A 15,146-nucleotide genomic window follows, 5' to 3' on the forward strand; every position below is an offset into this window, starting at 1 on the left:
GCTTGCGGCCATCGCGCGCACGCCGGCCGCGGCCTGCGTGGCGATCACGTCGAGCGCGCGCCGGTGGCCGGCGACGAGCGCGTCGTAGCCGTCGGCGACCGGTTCAGCGACGCTCGTGCGGCAGGTCATCACGGCCTGCGTGCCGAGCGGGCGCACGCTCCACACGGCGTCGACCGCTGCGCGCTTGCCGGGCCACGACTCGAAGCGCTGCACGTTCACGCTGACGCGATACACGGGCACGCCGGGCGGGTACGCGGAATTCGCGACGTCGATCGTGCCGAGCTGCGCGGCGAGATCGTCCGACAGCGCGCGGCGGATCTCGTCGGCGGGCGGCGACGCCCAGCGTTCCTGCTCGAGCACGTCGACCTGCGCGGCGTTCTTCTGCACGACCAGCTGGTTCTTCGCGACCTGCTCGGGCACGCCGACGGACGGCACCTCGATCAGGAACGCCGGGTTGGCCGGCGCGGTGCGCACCGGGGCCGCGGCGTCGGCCGGGCTGAGCGTGTAGAACCGCGCGGGCGGCGAGCTGCACGCGGCGAGCGCGAGTGCGGCGAAGGCCACCGCCGCGCCGCTCGCGAAACCGTTCACGCGTGTCGTCATTGTTTATCTCCTGGCTTGCCCTTGAGCAGCGATTCGGGGTGACGCTCCAGATAATCGGCGAGCGCGTTCAGCGACTGCAGCGTGCGCGTGAGCTCCTTCAGCGCGCCGCGCACGTCGGACTGCAGCGGCGAATCCTGCTGCAGCGTCGCTTCGGCGGTCGAGAAGGTCTGCTTCGCGGCCGACAGCGTGTCGCGCGCTTCCGGCGCGACCTGCGTGTCGAGCTGCTTGAACAGCTTGTCGGCGTTCGACAGCGCGCTGTTCAGGTTCGCGCCGATCTGGTCGAACGGCACCTTGTCGAGCTTCTTCGCGATGTCGGCGACCTGCAGCTGCAGTTCGTCGAGCGTGTTCGGCACGGTCGGCAGCTCGAGCGGCTGGCGCGCCGTGTCGATCTTCACGGCCGGCGCCTTCGGGAAGAAGTCGAGCGCGACGTAAAGCTGGCTCGTCAGCAGGTTGCCGGTGCGCAGCTGGCCGCGCAGCCCGTGCTGGACGAGCCGCTCGACGATCTCGCGGCGGGCCGGTTCGCCCTTGCTCTCGATCGTTTCGCGGAAGCGGCGGCCGAGGCGCTCCGGATACACGTTCATCGTCACCGGCATCGTGAAGTTCTTCGTCTTCGGATCGTAGTCGATGCCGATGTTCGTTACTTCGCCGAGCACGATGCCGCGGAAGTCGACCGTCGCGCCGACGGCGAGCCCGCGCAGCGACTGGTTGAAGTTCATCACGACCTGCAGCGGCAGGCCGTCCGGGTCGCGCATCGCGTCGCCCTCGTCGGAGGCCAGGCGGAACGTCGTGTTGTTCGGCGCCGTCGTGCCGCTGCCCTGGTTCGGCGGCGTCTGGAATGCGATGCCGCCGAGGATCACCGTCGCGAGCGACTGCGTGTTCAGCTTCAGGCCGCTCGAATCGAGCCGCAGGTCGACGCCGCTGGCCTGCCACCAGCGCGAATTCACGCCGACGTACTGGTCGTACGGCGCAGTAACGAACACGTTGACCGTGACGCCCGTGCCGTCCTTGTCGAGCGAGAAGCCGACCACCTGGCCGACCTGCACGCGGCGGTAGTAGACGGGCGAGCCGATGTCGACCGAGCCGAGCGAATCGCCGCGCAGCACGTACTGCGTGCCTTTCTGGTCGCCCGTGACGGCGGGCGGCGTCTCGAGGCCCGTGAAGTCGGTCAGCGTATCCTGCCCGTGGCCGGCGTCGACGCCGATATACGCGCCGGACAGCAGCGTGCCGAGCCCCGACACGCCGGTCGCGCCGACGCGCGGCCGCACGATCCAGAAGCGCGAGCCCTTGACCGCGAAGTCCTCGGCTTCCTTCTTGAGCTGCACCTGGACGAGCACGCGCGACAGGTCTTTCGACAGCTTGATCGTCTTGACCATGCCGATCTCGACGTCCTTGTACTTGACCTGGGTCTTGCCGGGCTCGAGCCCTTCGGCGCTGTGGAAGCTGATCGTGATTTCCGGGCCGCGCTCGCGCACGGACTTGATCACGAGGCCGATGCCGATCAGCGCGGCGATCAGCGGCACGAGCCAGACGAGCGACGGCAGCCAGCCGCTTTTCGTCGAGATCGTCGGGTCGGGCGGCCGGGGCTGGTCGTGCTGCGGGCCTTGCGGACTATTCATGGTGATTCCCTGAGGTTTCGACTGGATCCCAGATCAGGCGGGGATCGAACTGCATCGATGCGAGCATCGTCAGGATCACGACCGAGCCGAACGCGATCGCGCCGGGGCCGGCCGTGATGACGGCGAGCGAACGGAAATGGACGAGCGCGACGGTGAGCGTCACGACGAAGATGTCGAGCATCGACCAGCGGCCGATGCGCTCGACGATCCGGAACAGGTGCGTGCGCTGCAGCGGCCGCCACGGCGAGCGGCGCTGCGCGCTGATCACGAGGATCAGCAGCACGCCGAGCTTGAGCATCGGCACGAGGATGCTCGCGACGAACACGACGACGGCGAGCGGCCAGTCGCCCGACACCCAGAAATAGATGACGCCGCTCATGATCGTGTCTTCCTGCGAGCCGACGATCGACGCGGTGCGCATGATCGGCAGCAGGTTCGCCGGAATGTAGAGGATCGCGGCCGCGAGCAGCAGCGCCCACGTGCGCATGATGCTGTTCGGGATGCGGAAATGCAGCGCGGTGCCGCAGCGCGCGCAGTGCGCATGCGGCCGGTCGAGCGTCTGCACGAGTCCGCACGTGTGGCAGCTCGCATAGCCCTCGCGGGCGGCGGTCGGCGTCGTCATCGGCGGGCGGCCTCGGGCGGCGGCGCGGCGGTGTCGGGCGGCTCCGGCTGTCCAGGTGGGCGCCCGGCGCGCAGGTCGTCGGCGATGTCCCACAACGTGCGCGGATCGAACATCAGCACGACGGCGATCATCAGCGTGAGCGCGGCGAACGCGAACAGCGCGGCATCGGGAACGACACGTGCGAGGCTCACCATCTTCACGATCGTCACGACGATCCCGAGCATGAACACCTCGATCATGCCCCATGGCCGCACGAGCTCGATCGCGCGCAGCACCAGGTTGAAACCGGGCGGCACGACGCCGCGTCGGATCGGCAGCAGCAGGTACAGCAGCGCGGCCATCTCGACGAGCGGGAACAGCACGGTCGAGCAGAACACCATCACGCCAACGACCGCCATGTCCTGGCGCCACAGCGAGTCGATCGCGCCGATCAGCGTCGTCTGCACGCGGTTGCCGTTCACGTCCATTTCGAGGATCGGGAACGCCTGCGCGATCGTGAACGTGATCAGCGCCGCGAGCGCGAGCGCGCAGATCCGCTCGATCTGCGTGGTGCTGTCGCGATAGAGCAGTGCGCCGCAGCGCGGACAGCGCGCGATTTCGCGGCGGCCGAGGCGCGGTTTGTGCAACAGTGCGTCGCACTCGTGACAGGCAATCAGGTCGTTTCGTTGCATGGAAAAAGCGGTTGCGCGACGGCGGGAGAACGCGTCGACGGGGCCGGAACCCGCGCCAATCTTACCAAAACGCCTTTTTCGCGGTGTCAACGATCGTGTGTTCAGTGACCGATCGGTAACATGACGGGAAGCGGGCAGCAGGCTGACACGCCTGTCCTCAGAGTCCGCGCAGGTCCAAAGGTTGCGGTAGCATGGCGCCCTTGACAAGCGTCGGACTCATGGCCGGCGCGGCTGTTCGCTGAACCGAGGAATCCAAGATGGTATCGAATTCGCTGCCGGCCAGGCCGGTACGCTATACGCAGAGCGCGATCGCGCTGCACTGGCTGATCGCGCTGCTGATCGTCTGCGCCTTCGCACTGGGCTGGGTGATGACGGACATCCCCGGCTTCACGCCGACGAAGCTGAAGTACTTCTCGTGGCACAAGTGGCTCGGCGTGACGGTGTTCGCGCTGGCCGTGGTGCGCGTGCTGTGGCGCGCGACGCACGTGCCGCCGCCGCTGCCGGGCGGCACGCCGGCGTGGCAGCGTGCGGCGTCGCACGGCGTGCACATCCTGCTGTACGTGCTGATGCTGGTGATTCCGATCACGGGCTACCTGTACAGCTCGGCGTCGAACATCCCGGTCGTGTACCTCGGCATCGTGCCGCTGCCGCGGCTGATCGATCCCGATCCGGTGCTCAAGGAAACCTTCAAGACGCTCCACGTGTCTTTGAATTACATTCTGCTTGCGCTCGTCTCGCTGCACGTGCTCGCGGCGCTCAAGCACCAGTTGTTGGACCGCGACGGCCTGCTGTCGCGGATGCTTCCCTTTGCCAAATGAAGGATTCCATGAAAGTGTCTTTCTCCCGCTCCATGCTGACCGCGTTCGCCGCGGTGTCACTTGTCGCGTCGGGCGCGGCGCTCGCCGATGTCGATCTCGCGAAGAGCAAGGTGTCCGCCGTGTCGAAGCAGATGAACGTGCCGACCGAGGGCGCGTTCAAGAAGTTTTCCGCGCAGGTGAAGTTCGATCCGGCGAAGGCCGCGCAGGGCAGCGCGCAAATGACGATCGACGTCGCGAGTTATGACCTCGGCGACAAGATGTACAACGACCAGGTTGCCGGCAAGGACTGGTTCGATGCGAAGACGTATCCGCAGGCGACGTTCGTGTCGTCGGCGATCGCGCCGGCCGGCGGCAACAAGTACAACGTGACCGGCAAGCTGACGATCAAGGGCAAGTCCGAGGCCGTCACCGTGCCCGTCACGGTCACGCAGAGCGGCGCGACGCAGACCTTCGACGGCGTCCTGCCGATCAAGCGTTCGGCGTTCAACGTCGGCACCGGCGAGTGGAAGGACACGTCGATCGTCGCGGACGAAGTGCAGATCAAGTTCCATCTGGTCGCCACGAAGTAAGCGGCGGCCTGTCGCATCACCCGAATGCCGCGCGAGGGCGCGGCGCCGTTCCAAGGAGAATGAGTTGAAAAAGCATCTGATGATCGCCGCCGGCGCACTGGCCGCTTCGCTGTCGTTCTCGGCATTCGCCGACAGCGCGACGTACCAGTTCGACCCGAGCCACACGTACCCGAGCTTCGAGGCCGACCACTTCGGCGGCCTGTCGGTCTGGCGCGGCAAGTTTGACAAGTCGAAGGGCTCGGTGACGCTCGATCGCGCGGCGAAGACCGGCACGGTCGACGTGACGACCGAGATCGGCTCGATCAGCACGGGCAGCACGAAGCTCGACGAGCACCTGCAGACGGCCGAGTTCTTCGACGCATCGAAGTACCCGGAAGCGACCTACAAGGGCGCCATCAAGTTCGACGGCGACAAGCCGGTGTCGGTGGTCGGCAACCTGACGCTGCATGGCGTCACGAAGCCGCTGACGCTGAAGATCGATTCGTTCAAGTGCATGCCGCACCCGATGCTCAAGCGTGAAGTGTGCGGCGTCGACGCGATCGGCGAGTTCAGCCGCGACGATTTCGGCCTCGACTACGGCAAGCAGTACGGCTTCAAGATGAAGACGAAGCTGCTGATCACGGCCGAAGCCGTCAAGCAGCAGTAACGCCGCCGGTCGGGCCTGCCGCCGCGCCGGCCCGTCGCGTGCCAACCGCCGCGTTCCCGTTGCCGGGAGCGCGGCGGTATTTTTTTGCGCGCCTATAATCGCCCGAGCGCGGCCGCGGCCGCCTCGAACAGAACGTACAACGACAAGGAGATCGCCGATGCATGCCGCCACGCAGTCCCGTTCCATTGCCTCGTCGCCGCGCGTGTGGCGCGCGGTGGTCGCCGCGTCGATCGGCAACGCGCTCGAGTGGTTCGATCTCGTCGTCTACGGCTTCTTCGCGGTGACGATCTCGACGCTGTTCTTTCCGTCCGGCAACGACACCGTGTCGCTGCTGCTCACGCTCGGCACGTTCGGCGTGTCGTTCTTCATGCGGCCGCTCGGCGCGATCGTGCTCGGCGCGTATGCCGACCGCGCGGGCCGCAAGGCCGCGCTCACGCTGTCGATCCTGCTGATGATGGTCGGCACGCTGATCATCGCGGTGCTGCCGACCTACGGGACGATCGGCGTCGCCGCGCCGGTGATCCTCGTCGCCGCGCGGCTGATGCAGGGCTTCTCGGCCGGCGGCGAGTTCGGCAGCGCGACCGCGTTCCTCGCCGAACACGTGCCGGGCCGGCGCGGTTTCTTCGCGAGCTGGCAGGTCGCGAGCCAGGGGCTCACGACGCTGCTCGCCGCCGGCTTCGGCACCGTGCTGAACGCACAGCTCTCGGCCGCGCAGATGGCTTCGTGGGGCTGGCGCGTGCCGTTCTTCTTCGGCCTGCTGCTCGGGCCCGTCGCGTACTACATCCGCACCAAGGTCGACGAGACGCCCGAATTCCTCGCGGCCGAGGGCACCGCGAACCCGCTGCGCGACACGTTCGCATCGCACAAGGCGCGTCTGGTCGCCGCGATGGGCGTGGTCGTGCTCGGCACCGTCGCAACCTATCTCGTGCTGTTCATGCCGACCTACGGCGTGAAGCAGCTCGGCCTCGCACCGTCCGCCGCGTTCGCGGCGATCCTCGTCGTCGGCGTGATCCAGATGGCGTTCGCGCCGCTCGTCGGCCACTGGTCGGACCGTTACGGCCGCGTGCGCGTGATGATCGCGCCGGCTATCGGCATCCTCGTGCTGATCTATCCGGCCTTCGCGTATCTGGTCGCGCATCCGGGCTTCGGCACGCTGATCGCGCTGCAGGTGCTGCTCGCATTCCTGATGACGGGCTACTTCGCGGCGCTGCCGGGCCTGCTGTCCGAGGTGTTTCCGGTGCAGACGCGCACGACCGGGATGTCGCTCGCGTATAACGTCGCGGTGACGATCTTCGGCGGCTTCGGGCCGTTCATCATCGCGTGGCTGATCCGCGCGACCGGGATGAAGACCGCGCCGAGCTTCTACCTGATGTTCGCGGCCGTGCTGAGCCTCGCGGCGCTGGTCGTGCTGCGCCGGCGATTCGGCTTCCGGTAGCGGGGCGGGCGGCGGCGCGTCAGTTGCCGCCGCGTTCGCACACGGGCTGCGCGGGCATCAGTTGCGCCGGCGCGTCGACGGTCCGCACGGGGCGCCCCGCGAGCGCGGCGAGCGCCTGCTGCAACTGCCAGTCGTCGGCGGTGCCGAATGCGCGCTGCGGCAGCGCCGCGCTCTTCGACGTATCGACCTTCGCGCGCACGCGCGCTTCGCGCAGCTTCTGCCGTTCCTTGCGCAGGGGCGCGAACGGGTCGGGCGCCAGCCGGTCCGCATACGGCGCGCGCGAGAGATCGACCTCCCGGTACCACAGCAGCACGCCGTCGACGTCCGAGTCGCGGCGCGGCGGCACGAGCCAGTCCGGCACGACGCCGTAGCCGTCCATCGGGCAGCCGTTCGGCCGCAGGTTGCGCGCGAACGTGCAATTCAGGCGCGTGCCGTCGATCAGGTCGACGCCGGTCTGCGCGAGCCCCTTCCCGTAGGTCGGCATGCCGAGCAGCTTTGCGCGGCCGAGATCCTTCAGCGCCGCCGCGGCTGCCTCGGCGGCCGACGCGCTCTGTCCGTCGACGAGCACGACGAGCGGCACGGTGCGCCACCAGTCGTCGGCCTGCAGCGGCGCAAGCGGATCCTGCCCGTGCATCACCGGCAGTTCGTAGTCGGGCCAGTTGGTCGAGAAGCGGCGGCGGTGGGTGTCGCCGCGCTCGACCGTCACCATCGCGGTGCGGTCGCGTCCGGCGAACAGCGCGGCGATGCCGATCGCCGCATTGAGCGCGCCGCCGCCGTTGATGCGCAGGTCGAGAATCATCCCTTTCACCGGCGGGCCCGCGCGGCGCGCGGCCTGCACCGCGTCGATGAAGTCGCCGACCGCCGGCTCCGGAAAGCTCGACAGCCGTGTGTACAGGATGTCGCCGTCGAGCCGCTTCGCGATCGCCGGATGCGGCCTGACGATCGCGCGCACGGGCGCGAAGCTCAGCGCCGCATGGTTCGGGCCGCGCTGCACCGTGAGCTTCAGCGGGATGCCCGCATCGCCCTTCGCGAGTTTCACGAGCTCGCTGCTGTCGATGCCGACGACGCTCCTGTCGTTCATCGCGACGACGAGATCGTCGGGACGCACGCCGGCCTTCTCGGCCGGTGCGTCGGGAATCACGTCGATGATATGCAGCCCGTCGGGCCGCGTCTCGAAGACGATCCCGATGCCCGGCGTGCCGTCGCGGGCGCGCCGCTCGTCGTCGAGCTGCTCCTGTCGCTCCTTCGCGTTGAAGAAGCGTGCGTACGGCAGCGTCTTGATCCCGTCGTGGGTCGCGGCGTCGAGCAGCGCGCCGATGTCGACGTCGGTCAGGTGCTGCTTCTTCAGCACTTCGACGGCGGCCTTCAGTTCGCAGATCTGCGGCTCCCAGTCGGGCGGGCAGGGTGACGGCGGTCGGGCGGCGGGAGGCGCAGCGGCGGGCGGGGCGGACGCCGGCTGCGCACCGACGGACGACGCACACGGCAGCAGCACGGCCGCGACGGCTGCGCAGCCGGCGAGGCGACGAACGACACACATCGGAGGCATCATCGGGACCGCATGTTCGGACGGGGGCGAGGGTGCTTGCACGCCGGCGAGTGGCCGGCATGCAGCGGGGCAGGGCGGTGACGATTGTAGCCGACGCCCGTGGCGGCGCCTGCCTGGCTGGCCGCACGCCGCACGGCGGCGGCCCTCGCATGAAAAAAGGCCGGTCCAACAGGACCGGCCTTCTTGCGTTTGCCGAAACGGCGCGGCGCTTAAACCTGCGCGCCCGCGTTCGGATCGTCCGGATCGTGCGCGGTCTTCTTGTCCTTGATCAGGTCTTCGCGCTTGATGCCGAGCCACATCGCGAGCGAGCCCGCGACGAACACCGACGAGTAGATGCCGAACATGATGCCGACCGTCAGCGCGAGCGCGAAGTAGTGCAGCGTCGGGCCGCCGAAGAAGAACATCGACAGCACCATCATTTCCGTCGACGTGTGCGTGATGATCGTCCGCGACATCGTGGTCGTGATCGCGTGGTTGATCACTTCCTGCACGCTCATCTTGCGTTCGCGGCGGAACGTCTCGCGGATCCGGTCGAAGATGACGACCGACTCGTTGACCGAGTAGCCGAGCACCGCGAGGATCGCCGCGAGCACCGCCAGCGAGAACTCCCACTGGAAGAACGCGAAGAAGCCGAGAATGATCACGACGTCGTGCAGGTTGGCGATGATGCCGGCGACCGCGTACTTCCATTCGAAGCGGAACGACAGGTAGATCACGATGCCGATCACGACGCACGCGAGCGCGAGCAGGCCGTCGGTCGCGAGCTCCCGGCCGACCTGCGGGCCGACGAACTCGACACGCTGCAGCGTGACGTCCGGGTTCTGCGCCTTCAGCGCGCCCATCACCTGGTCGCTCTGCTGCGCGGACGTGAGGCCTTCCTTCAACTGCAGCCGGATCAGCACGTTGCGCGACGTGCCGAAGTTCTGCACCTGCGCGTCGGCGTAGCCGAGCTTGCCGAGCGTCGCGCGCACCGGTTCGAGTTCCGCGGCCTGCTGGTACTGCACCTCGATCACCGTACCGCCGGTGAATTCGACGGACAGGTGCAGCCCGCGGTGGAACAGGAAGAACACGGCGGCGAGGAACGTGACCAGCGAGATCACGTTGAACACCAGCGCGTGCCGCATGAACGGAATGTCTTTACGGATGCGGAAAAATTCCATGGTCTCGTCTCCGGGGCCTTATTGGGTCGAGCCCGGTTTCTTCGGCGACACGCCTTGCTGCGCGCGGTTGCGCAGTTGCGGCTTGCCGGTGCGCGGCGCGTTGCCCTTCGCGGGGGCGGCGAGCTTCGCGGCGCGCGCGGTGTCGGTCGATTCGTCCGCGTCGGTGAACGACGCGGGGGCCGCCGCGCCTTCCGGCCTCCACACCTGGCCGATCGCGAGCGACTTCAGCTTCTTGCGGCCGCCGTACCAGAGGTTGACGATCCCGCGCGAGAAGAACACCGCGGAGAACATCGACGTCAGGATACCGAGGCAGTGCACGATCGCGAATGCGCGAACCGGGCCCGAGCCGAACGCGAGCAGCGCGAGGCCGGCGATCAGCGTCGTGACGTTCGAGTCGAGAATCGTCGCCCACGCATGCGCGTAGCCGGCCTGGATCGCGAGCTGCGGCGGCTGGCCCGCACGCAGTTCTTCACGCACGCGCTCGTTGATCAGCACGTTCGAGTCGATCGCCATGCCGAGCGCAAGCGCGATTGCGGCGATACCGGGCAGCGTCAGCGTCGCCTGCATCAGCGACAGCACGGCGACGAGCAGCAGCAGGTTGACCGACAGGCCGATCACCGAGACCACGCCGAACAGCATGTAGTACGCGATCATGAACACGGCGATCGCGCAGAAGCCCCAGATCACCGAGTGGACGCCCATCTTGATGTTGTCGGCGCCGAGGCTCGGGCCGATCGTGCGTTCCTCGATGATGTCCATCGGTGCGGCGAGCGAACCGGCGCGCAGCAGCAGCGCGAGGTCGGCCGCGGCCTGCGGCGTCGGCTGGCCCGTGATCTGGAAGCGGTCGCCGAGTTCGGACTGGATCGTCGCGACCGTCAGCACCTCGCCCTTGCCCTTCTCGAACAGCACCATCGCCATCGGCTTGCCGATGTTGTCGCGCGACACCGTGCGCACCGCGCGGCCGCCGGCCGAGTCGAGGCGGATGTTGACCGACGGACGCTGGTGTTCGTCGAAGCCGGCCGATGCATCGATGATGCGGTCGCCGGTGAAGATCACGTCCTTCTTCAGCAGCACGGGCGCCTGGATGCCCTGCGTGAACAGCTCCTCGCCGGGAGGCACCGGGTCGTTCGGGTTCGGGTGCGTGTTGATCGGGTCGGCGAGGCGTGCCTCGAGCGTCGCGGTGCGGCCGATGATGTCCTTCGCCTTCGCGGTGTCCTGCACGCCCGGCAGCTCGACGACGATACGGTCGCTGCCTTGCTGCTGCAGGATCGGTTCCGACACGCCGAGTTCGTTCACGCGGTTGTGGAGCGTCGTCAGGTTCTGCTTGAGCGCGGCGTCCTCGACGGACTTCTGCACGGCCGGCGTGAACGTGCCGACGACCTGCGTGCCGCCGCCGCCGGGCTGGGTCGCCCATTGCAGTTCGGTGATCGACTGTGCGAGCACCTTGCGGGCGTCTTCCGCGGTCTGCGCATCGCTGAAATTGACGACGACGGACTGGTCGACGCGGCTCACGCCGCCGTCGCGGATGTTCTTGTCGCGCAGCAGCGAGCGCGCGTCGGATGCGTCGGAGTCGAGCTTCTTCGTGAGCGCGCCCGTCATGTCGACCTGGAGCAGGAAGTGGACACCGCCGCGCAGGTCGAGGCCGAGATACATCGGCAGCGCGTGCAGGGCAGTCAGCCAGCGCGGCGACGCGCTCTGCAGGTTCAGTGCGACGACGTACTGCGGATCGTTCGGGTCGGCGTTCAGCGACTTCTGCAGCAGGTCCTTGACGCGCAGCTGCGTATCGGTGTCCTTCAGGCGCACGCGGATGTTCGCGTTGGTCGCCGTGTTCTCGAAGGTGACGTCGTCCGGCGTGATCTGCGCGGATGCGAGCGCCGATTCGACCTGGGTCAGCGTGGTCGAGTCGAGCTTGACCGTGGCCTTGCCGCTCGACACCTGCACCGCCGGCGCTTCGCCGAAGAAGTTGGGCAATGTGTACAGAAGGCCGATGGCGAGCGCCACGACCATCACGACATATTTCCAGAGTGGATAACGATTCATGAGGGGGCCGAACGGGTGGTTGGCGTGAAAGCGTCGCGTCCGGCGCCGCGGCGGCCCGCTCTCTCAGGCGGGCACGGCGCGGGGAGCCGGACGCTCGGTGAAGGGCTTACAGCGACTTGATCGTGCCCTTCGGCAGAATGGTCGTGACCGCAGCCTTCTGCACGGTGATTTCAGTACCTTCGGCGATCTCGATGCCGATGTAGCCTTCGGTGACCTTCGTCACCTTGCCGACGACGCCGCCGCTCGTGACGACTTCGTCGCCCTTGGCCATGGCCGCGAGCATGTTGCGGTGCTCCTTCTGACGCTTCATCTGCGGACGGATCATGATGAAGTAGAGCACGCCGAACATCAGGATGAGCGGCAGGAAGCTCATCAGGCTCGATTCGGCGCCACCGGCACCTTGAGCGAAGGCATTGGAAATGAACGGCACGTTGGTCTCTCCGTAGGGGAAGATCGAAAAATAAGCCGGTTATTCTACCACCGGCCCCATGCGCAAACGGCGCAGCAAATGCGCTTTCGGATCAAGCTGTTAAAGCGCGAACCGGCACCATTGCGACTTGTTTGGAAAGGCAATTGTAATATTTGGCGGTCGGGTCCGGCAGTTGGAGCGCGTTATTTAGTACACGTCCTATGTGACGAACCGCCGCGCGGCCCGTCGGCCCGTCAGTCGACGCCTCTGGCGCGGTCCTCCGCGAAGCGCTGGCGGAACGCGTCGAACGTATGGGTCTCGATCGCGTCGCGGATCTCGCTCATCAGCTGCAGGTAGTAGTGCAGGTTGTGGATCGTGTTGAGCTGCGCGCCGAGGATTTCGCCGACGCGGTGCAGGTGATGCAGGTAGCCGCGCGAGAAGTTCCGGCACGTGTAGCACGCGCAGCTTGCATCGAGCGGCTTCAGCGAGTTCTTGTGCGTCGCGTTGCGGATCTTCACGTCGCCGAAGCGCGTGAACAGCCAGCCGTTGCGCGCGTTGCGGGTCGGCATCACGCAGTCGAACATGTCGATGCCGTTGGCGACGCCCTCGACCAGGTCCTCCGGCGTGCCGACGCCCATCAGGTAGTGCGGCTTGTTGGCCGGCAGCTTCGGGCCCACGTGCCGCAGCACGCGCATCATGTCTTCCTTCGGCTCGCCGACCGACAGCCCGCCGATCGCGAGGCCGTGGAAGCCGAGTTCCGACAGGCCCGCGAGCGATTCGTCGCGCAGGTCCTCGAACATCCCGCCCTGGACGATCCCGAACAGCGCATTCGGGTTGCCGAGCCGGTCGAACTCGTCGAGCGAGCGCTTCGCCCAGCGCAGCGACATGCGCATCGATTCGGCCGCTTCCTTGTGCGTGGTCGGCACGCCGTCGGTCGCGTACGGCGTGCATTCGTCGAACTGCATCACGACGTCGGAGTTCAGCACCTTCTGGATCTGCATCGACACTTCCGGCGACAGGAACAGCTTGTCGCCGTTGATCGGCGACGCGAACGTGACGCCGTCCTCGGTGATCTTGCGCAGGTCGCCGAGCGAGAACACCTGGAAGCCGCCCGAGTCGGTCAGGATCGGCTTGTTCCAGCCCATGAAGCCATGCAGGCCGCCATGCGCGTCGATCGTGTCGAGGCCCGGGCGCAGCCACAGGTGGAACGTGTTGCCGAGGATGATCTGGGCGTTGATCTCGTGCAGCTCGCGCGGCTGGATCGCCTTCACGGTGCCGTACGTGCCGACCGGCATGAAGATCGGCGTTTCGACCACGCCGTGGTTGAGCTTCACGCGGCCGCGGCGCGCGTGGCCGTCGGTCGTCAGCAGTTCGAATTCGAGCCCGTTGGCCGGGCGCTCCTGCGCGGGCGCGTGCGTATCGTGGGATGAACCTTCGGTCATCGCGTCATTCTCCTTGCCACCGGAAAACAGTCCGGCGCATGTTGGACAGGCCGCCGGGTGCCCGGCGGCGGAAAAGGCGGGTGCGGGCCAGCGTGGCGCGCCCAGCGGGAAATCGGGGCGTGAAGATAGTAACGGGGGCGACGGGCATGCGGTGCGGGACCGTCGCGCCCGTCGCGCTTATGCTTGCGGCGCCTCCGGCGTGTCGCGCCGCGTGAGCAGCATCGCGTCGCCGTAGCTGAAGAAGCGGTAGCGCTGGTCGATCGCGTGCCGGTACGCGGCGCGGATCGTCTCGACACCCGCGAACGCGGACACCAGCATCAGCAGTGTCGACTTCGGCAGGTGGAAGTTCGTGACGAGCCGGTCGACCACGCGAAAACGATAGCCGGGCGTGATGAAGATGTCGGTTTCGGCCTGCGTCGCCGCGAGCGGGCGGCCCGCTTCGTCGGCCGCGCGCGCGGCGGCTTCGAGCGCGCGCATCGACGTCGTGCCGACCGCGATCACGTTGCCGCCGCGCGCGCGGGTCGCGGCGATCTTGTCGACGAGCGACTGCGGCAGGTCGTACCACTCGCTGTGCATCCTGTGCTCGGCGATGTTGTCGACGCGCACCGGCTGGAACGTGCCGGCGCCGACGTGCAGCGTCAGCGTCGCGCGCTCGACGCCCATCGCGTCGAGCTTCTCGAGCAGCGGCTGGTCGAAGTGCAGCCCGGCCGTCGGCGCAGCGACCGCGCCCGGATTGCTCGCGTAGACGGTCTGGTAGCGCGTTTCGTCGGTCGCGTCGGGATCGTGCTCGATATACGGCGGCAGCGGCAGGCGGCCGTACTGCTCGATCAGCGCGAGGCACGGCTCGGGGAAGTGCAGCGTGAAGAACGGCTCGACGCGCTCGCCGACGGTCACGTCGAACGCATCGGCAAGGCGCAGCGTCGTGCCGGCGCCCGGCGACTTGCTCGCGCGGATCTGCGCGAGCGCCGTGTGCGTGCCCGTCACGCGCTCGATCAGCACCTCGATCTTGCCGCCGCTGGCCTTCTGGCCGAAGAAACGCGCCTTCAGCACCCTGGTATCGTTGAAGACGAGCAGGTCGCCGGGCGCGATGCACGACGGCAGCTCGGCGAAACGGCGGTCGACGAGGCGCGCGGGCTCGACGGTGCGGTCGACCTCGAGCAGGCGGCTCGCGGTGCGGTCGGGCAGCGCGGTTTGCGCAATCAGCTCGGGCGGCAGATTGAAATCGAAATCGGAAAGCGTGAACATGCGGGCTGGTTCGAAGCGGCCGGCGGGCGTCGCCGGCAGGGCGGAAACGCGTAAATGGGGCGCGCGAGCCGCTATGATGACGGGATGCGCGGCCTGGCCGGCGTCGTTCGTTCGGACGACGTGAAAGCCGCTATTGTACTTGCCTTGCGAAGCACCCAGACGATCCGATGCCAGTGTCACCACGCCGTTCCACCGCCGCCGTTGCCGATTCCGCCGATCCGTTCGACACGGAGGATGTCGCGTTGCCCGCGCATCGCGCGGCGGAGCGTGACGCGCAGGAGCCTGCCGAGCCACCGCGCGCCGCGCCGCGCCGGGCCGGCCCGAAGC

The 15,146-nt window shown here is 67.7% G+C and carries 14 protein-coding genes; 4 read left to right on the top strand and 10 right to left on the bottom strand.

Annotated features, from left to right (window positions below; translation table 11 throughout):
• From ACPUER_RS33795 to ACPUER_RS33810, 4 genes are all read right to left on the bottom strand, one after another.
• Positions 1–600: PqiC family protein (locus ACPUER_RS33795; RefSeq protein WP_425133211.1), on the bottom strand; the 600-nt coding region annotated here is incomplete at its 3' end.
• The gene (locus ACPUER_RS33800; protein ID WP_175963060.1) at positions 597–2,216 is read right to left on the bottom strand and encodes an intermembrane transport protein PqiB; all 1,620 of its coding nucleotides are present in this window, start codon (positions 2,214–2,216) and stop codon (positions 597–599) included. The genes ACPUER_RS33795 and ACPUER_RS33800, both read right to left, overlap by 4 nt.
• Positions 2,209–2,838 carry a paraquat-inducible protein A gene (locus ACPUER_RS33805; RefSeq protein WP_175963059.1) on the bottom strand — a complete coding sequence of 210 codons (630 nt, stop codon included), beginning with the start codon at positions 2,836–2,838 and terminating at the stop codon, positions 2,209–2,211. The genes ACPUER_RS33800 and ACPUER_RS33805 overlap by 8 nt, the downstream gene beginning before the upstream one ends.
• Positions 2,835–3,509, bottom strand: coding sequence for a paraquat-inducible protein A (locus ACPUER_RS33810; RefSeq protein ID WP_175963058.1), 675 nt, complete (start codon positions 3,507–3,509; stop codon positions 2,835–2,837). The genes ACPUER_RS33805 and ACPUER_RS33810 overlap by 4 nt, the downstream gene beginning before the upstream one ends.
• Positions 3,510–3,766: 257 nt before the next feature.
• On the opposite strand from ACPUER_RS33810, the gene ACPUER_RS33815 reads away from it, so the two are divergent.
• From ACPUER_RS33815 to ACPUER_RS33830, 4 genes are all read left to right on the top strand, one after another.
• Positions 3,767–4,327, top strand: a complete 561-nt coding sequence (locus ACPUER_RS33815) for a cytochrome b (RefSeq protein WP_072436294.1) — start codon at positions 3,767–3,769, stop codon at positions 4,325–4,327.
• A gap of 8 nt (positions 4,328–4,335) precedes the next feature.
• A complete protein-coding gene (locus ACPUER_RS33820) occupies positions 4,336–4,896 on the top strand; it encodes a YceI family protein (protein WP_072436439.1) in 561 nt (186 codons plus the stop codon).
• 64 nt (positions 4,897–4,960) lie between these two features.
• Positions 4,961–5,542 (top strand): YceI family protein, encoded by a 582-nt coding sequence (locus ACPUER_RS33825; protein WP_072436293.1) that lies wholly within the window; start codon positions 4,961–4,963, stop codon positions 5,540–5,542.
• A gap of 157 nt (positions 5,543–5,699) precedes the next feature.
• Positions 5,700–6,977 carry an MFS transporter gene (locus ACPUER_RS33830; protein WP_175963057.1) on the top strand — a complete coding sequence of 426 codons (1,278 nt, stop codon included), beginning with the start codon at positions 5,700–5,702 and terminating at the stop codon, positions 6,975–6,977.
• A gap of 19 nt (positions 6,978–6,996) precedes the next feature.
• Here ACPUER_RS33830 and ACPUER_RS33835 read toward each other — a convergent pair whose 3' ends face one another.
• From ACPUER_RS33835 to queA, 6 genes are all read right to left on the bottom strand, one after another.
• On the bottom strand, positions 6,997–8,514 hold the full coding sequence (locus tag ACPUER_RS33835; protein WP_425133212.1) for a S41 family peptidase: 1,518 nt from the start codon (positions 8,512–8,514) through the stop codon (positions 6,997–6,999).
• 218 nt (positions 8,515–8,732) lie between these two features.
• On the bottom strand, positions 8,733–9,683 hold the full coding sequence (gene secF, locus ACPUER_RS33840) for a protein translocase subunit SecF (protein WP_059236052.1): 951 nt from the start codon (positions 9,681–9,683) through the stop codon (positions 8,733–8,735).
• An 18-nt stretch (positions 9,684–9,701) separates the two neighbouring features.
• Positions 9,702–11,723, bottom strand: a complete 2,022-nt coding sequence (secD, locus tag ACPUER_RS33845) for a protein translocase subunit SecD (RefSeq protein ID WP_425133213.1) — start codon at positions 11,721–11,723, stop codon at positions 9,702–9,704.
• A gap of 106 nt (positions 11,724–11,829) precedes the next feature.
• Positions 11,830–12,153: a preprotein translocase subunit YajC gene (yajC, locus tag ACPUER_RS33850; protein ID WP_174382411.1), complete on the bottom strand. Its 324-nt coding sequence runs from the start codon at positions 12,151–12,153 to the stop codon at positions 11,830–11,832.
• A gap of 233 nt (positions 12,154–12,386) precedes the next feature.
• The gene (tgt, locus tag ACPUER_RS33855) at positions 12,387–13,574 is read right to left on the bottom strand and encodes a tRNA guanosine(34) transglycosylase Tgt (RefSeq protein WP_310138190.1); all 1,188 of its coding nucleotides are present in this window, start codon (positions 13,572–13,574) and stop codon (positions 12,387–12,389) included.
• A 177-nt stretch (positions 13,575–13,751) separates the two neighbouring features.
• Positions 13,752–14,819 carry a tRNA preQ1(34) S-adenosylmethionine ribosyltransferase-isomerase QueA gene (gene queA / locus ACPUER_RS33860; RefSeq protein ID WP_425133214.1) on the bottom strand — a complete coding sequence of 356 codons (1,068 nt, stop codon included), beginning with the start codon at positions 14,817–14,819 and terminating at the stop codon, positions 13,752–13,754.
• Between the last annotated feature and the right edge of the window lie 327 nt (positions 14,820–15,146).

Origin of the sequence: Burkholderia sp. DN3021 (assembly GCF_049805555.1) — a bacterium.
Taxonomy (GTDB): domain Bacteria; phylum Pseudomonadota; class Gammaproteobacteria; order Burkholderiales; family Burkholderiaceae; genus Burkholderia; species Burkholderia pyrrocinia_C.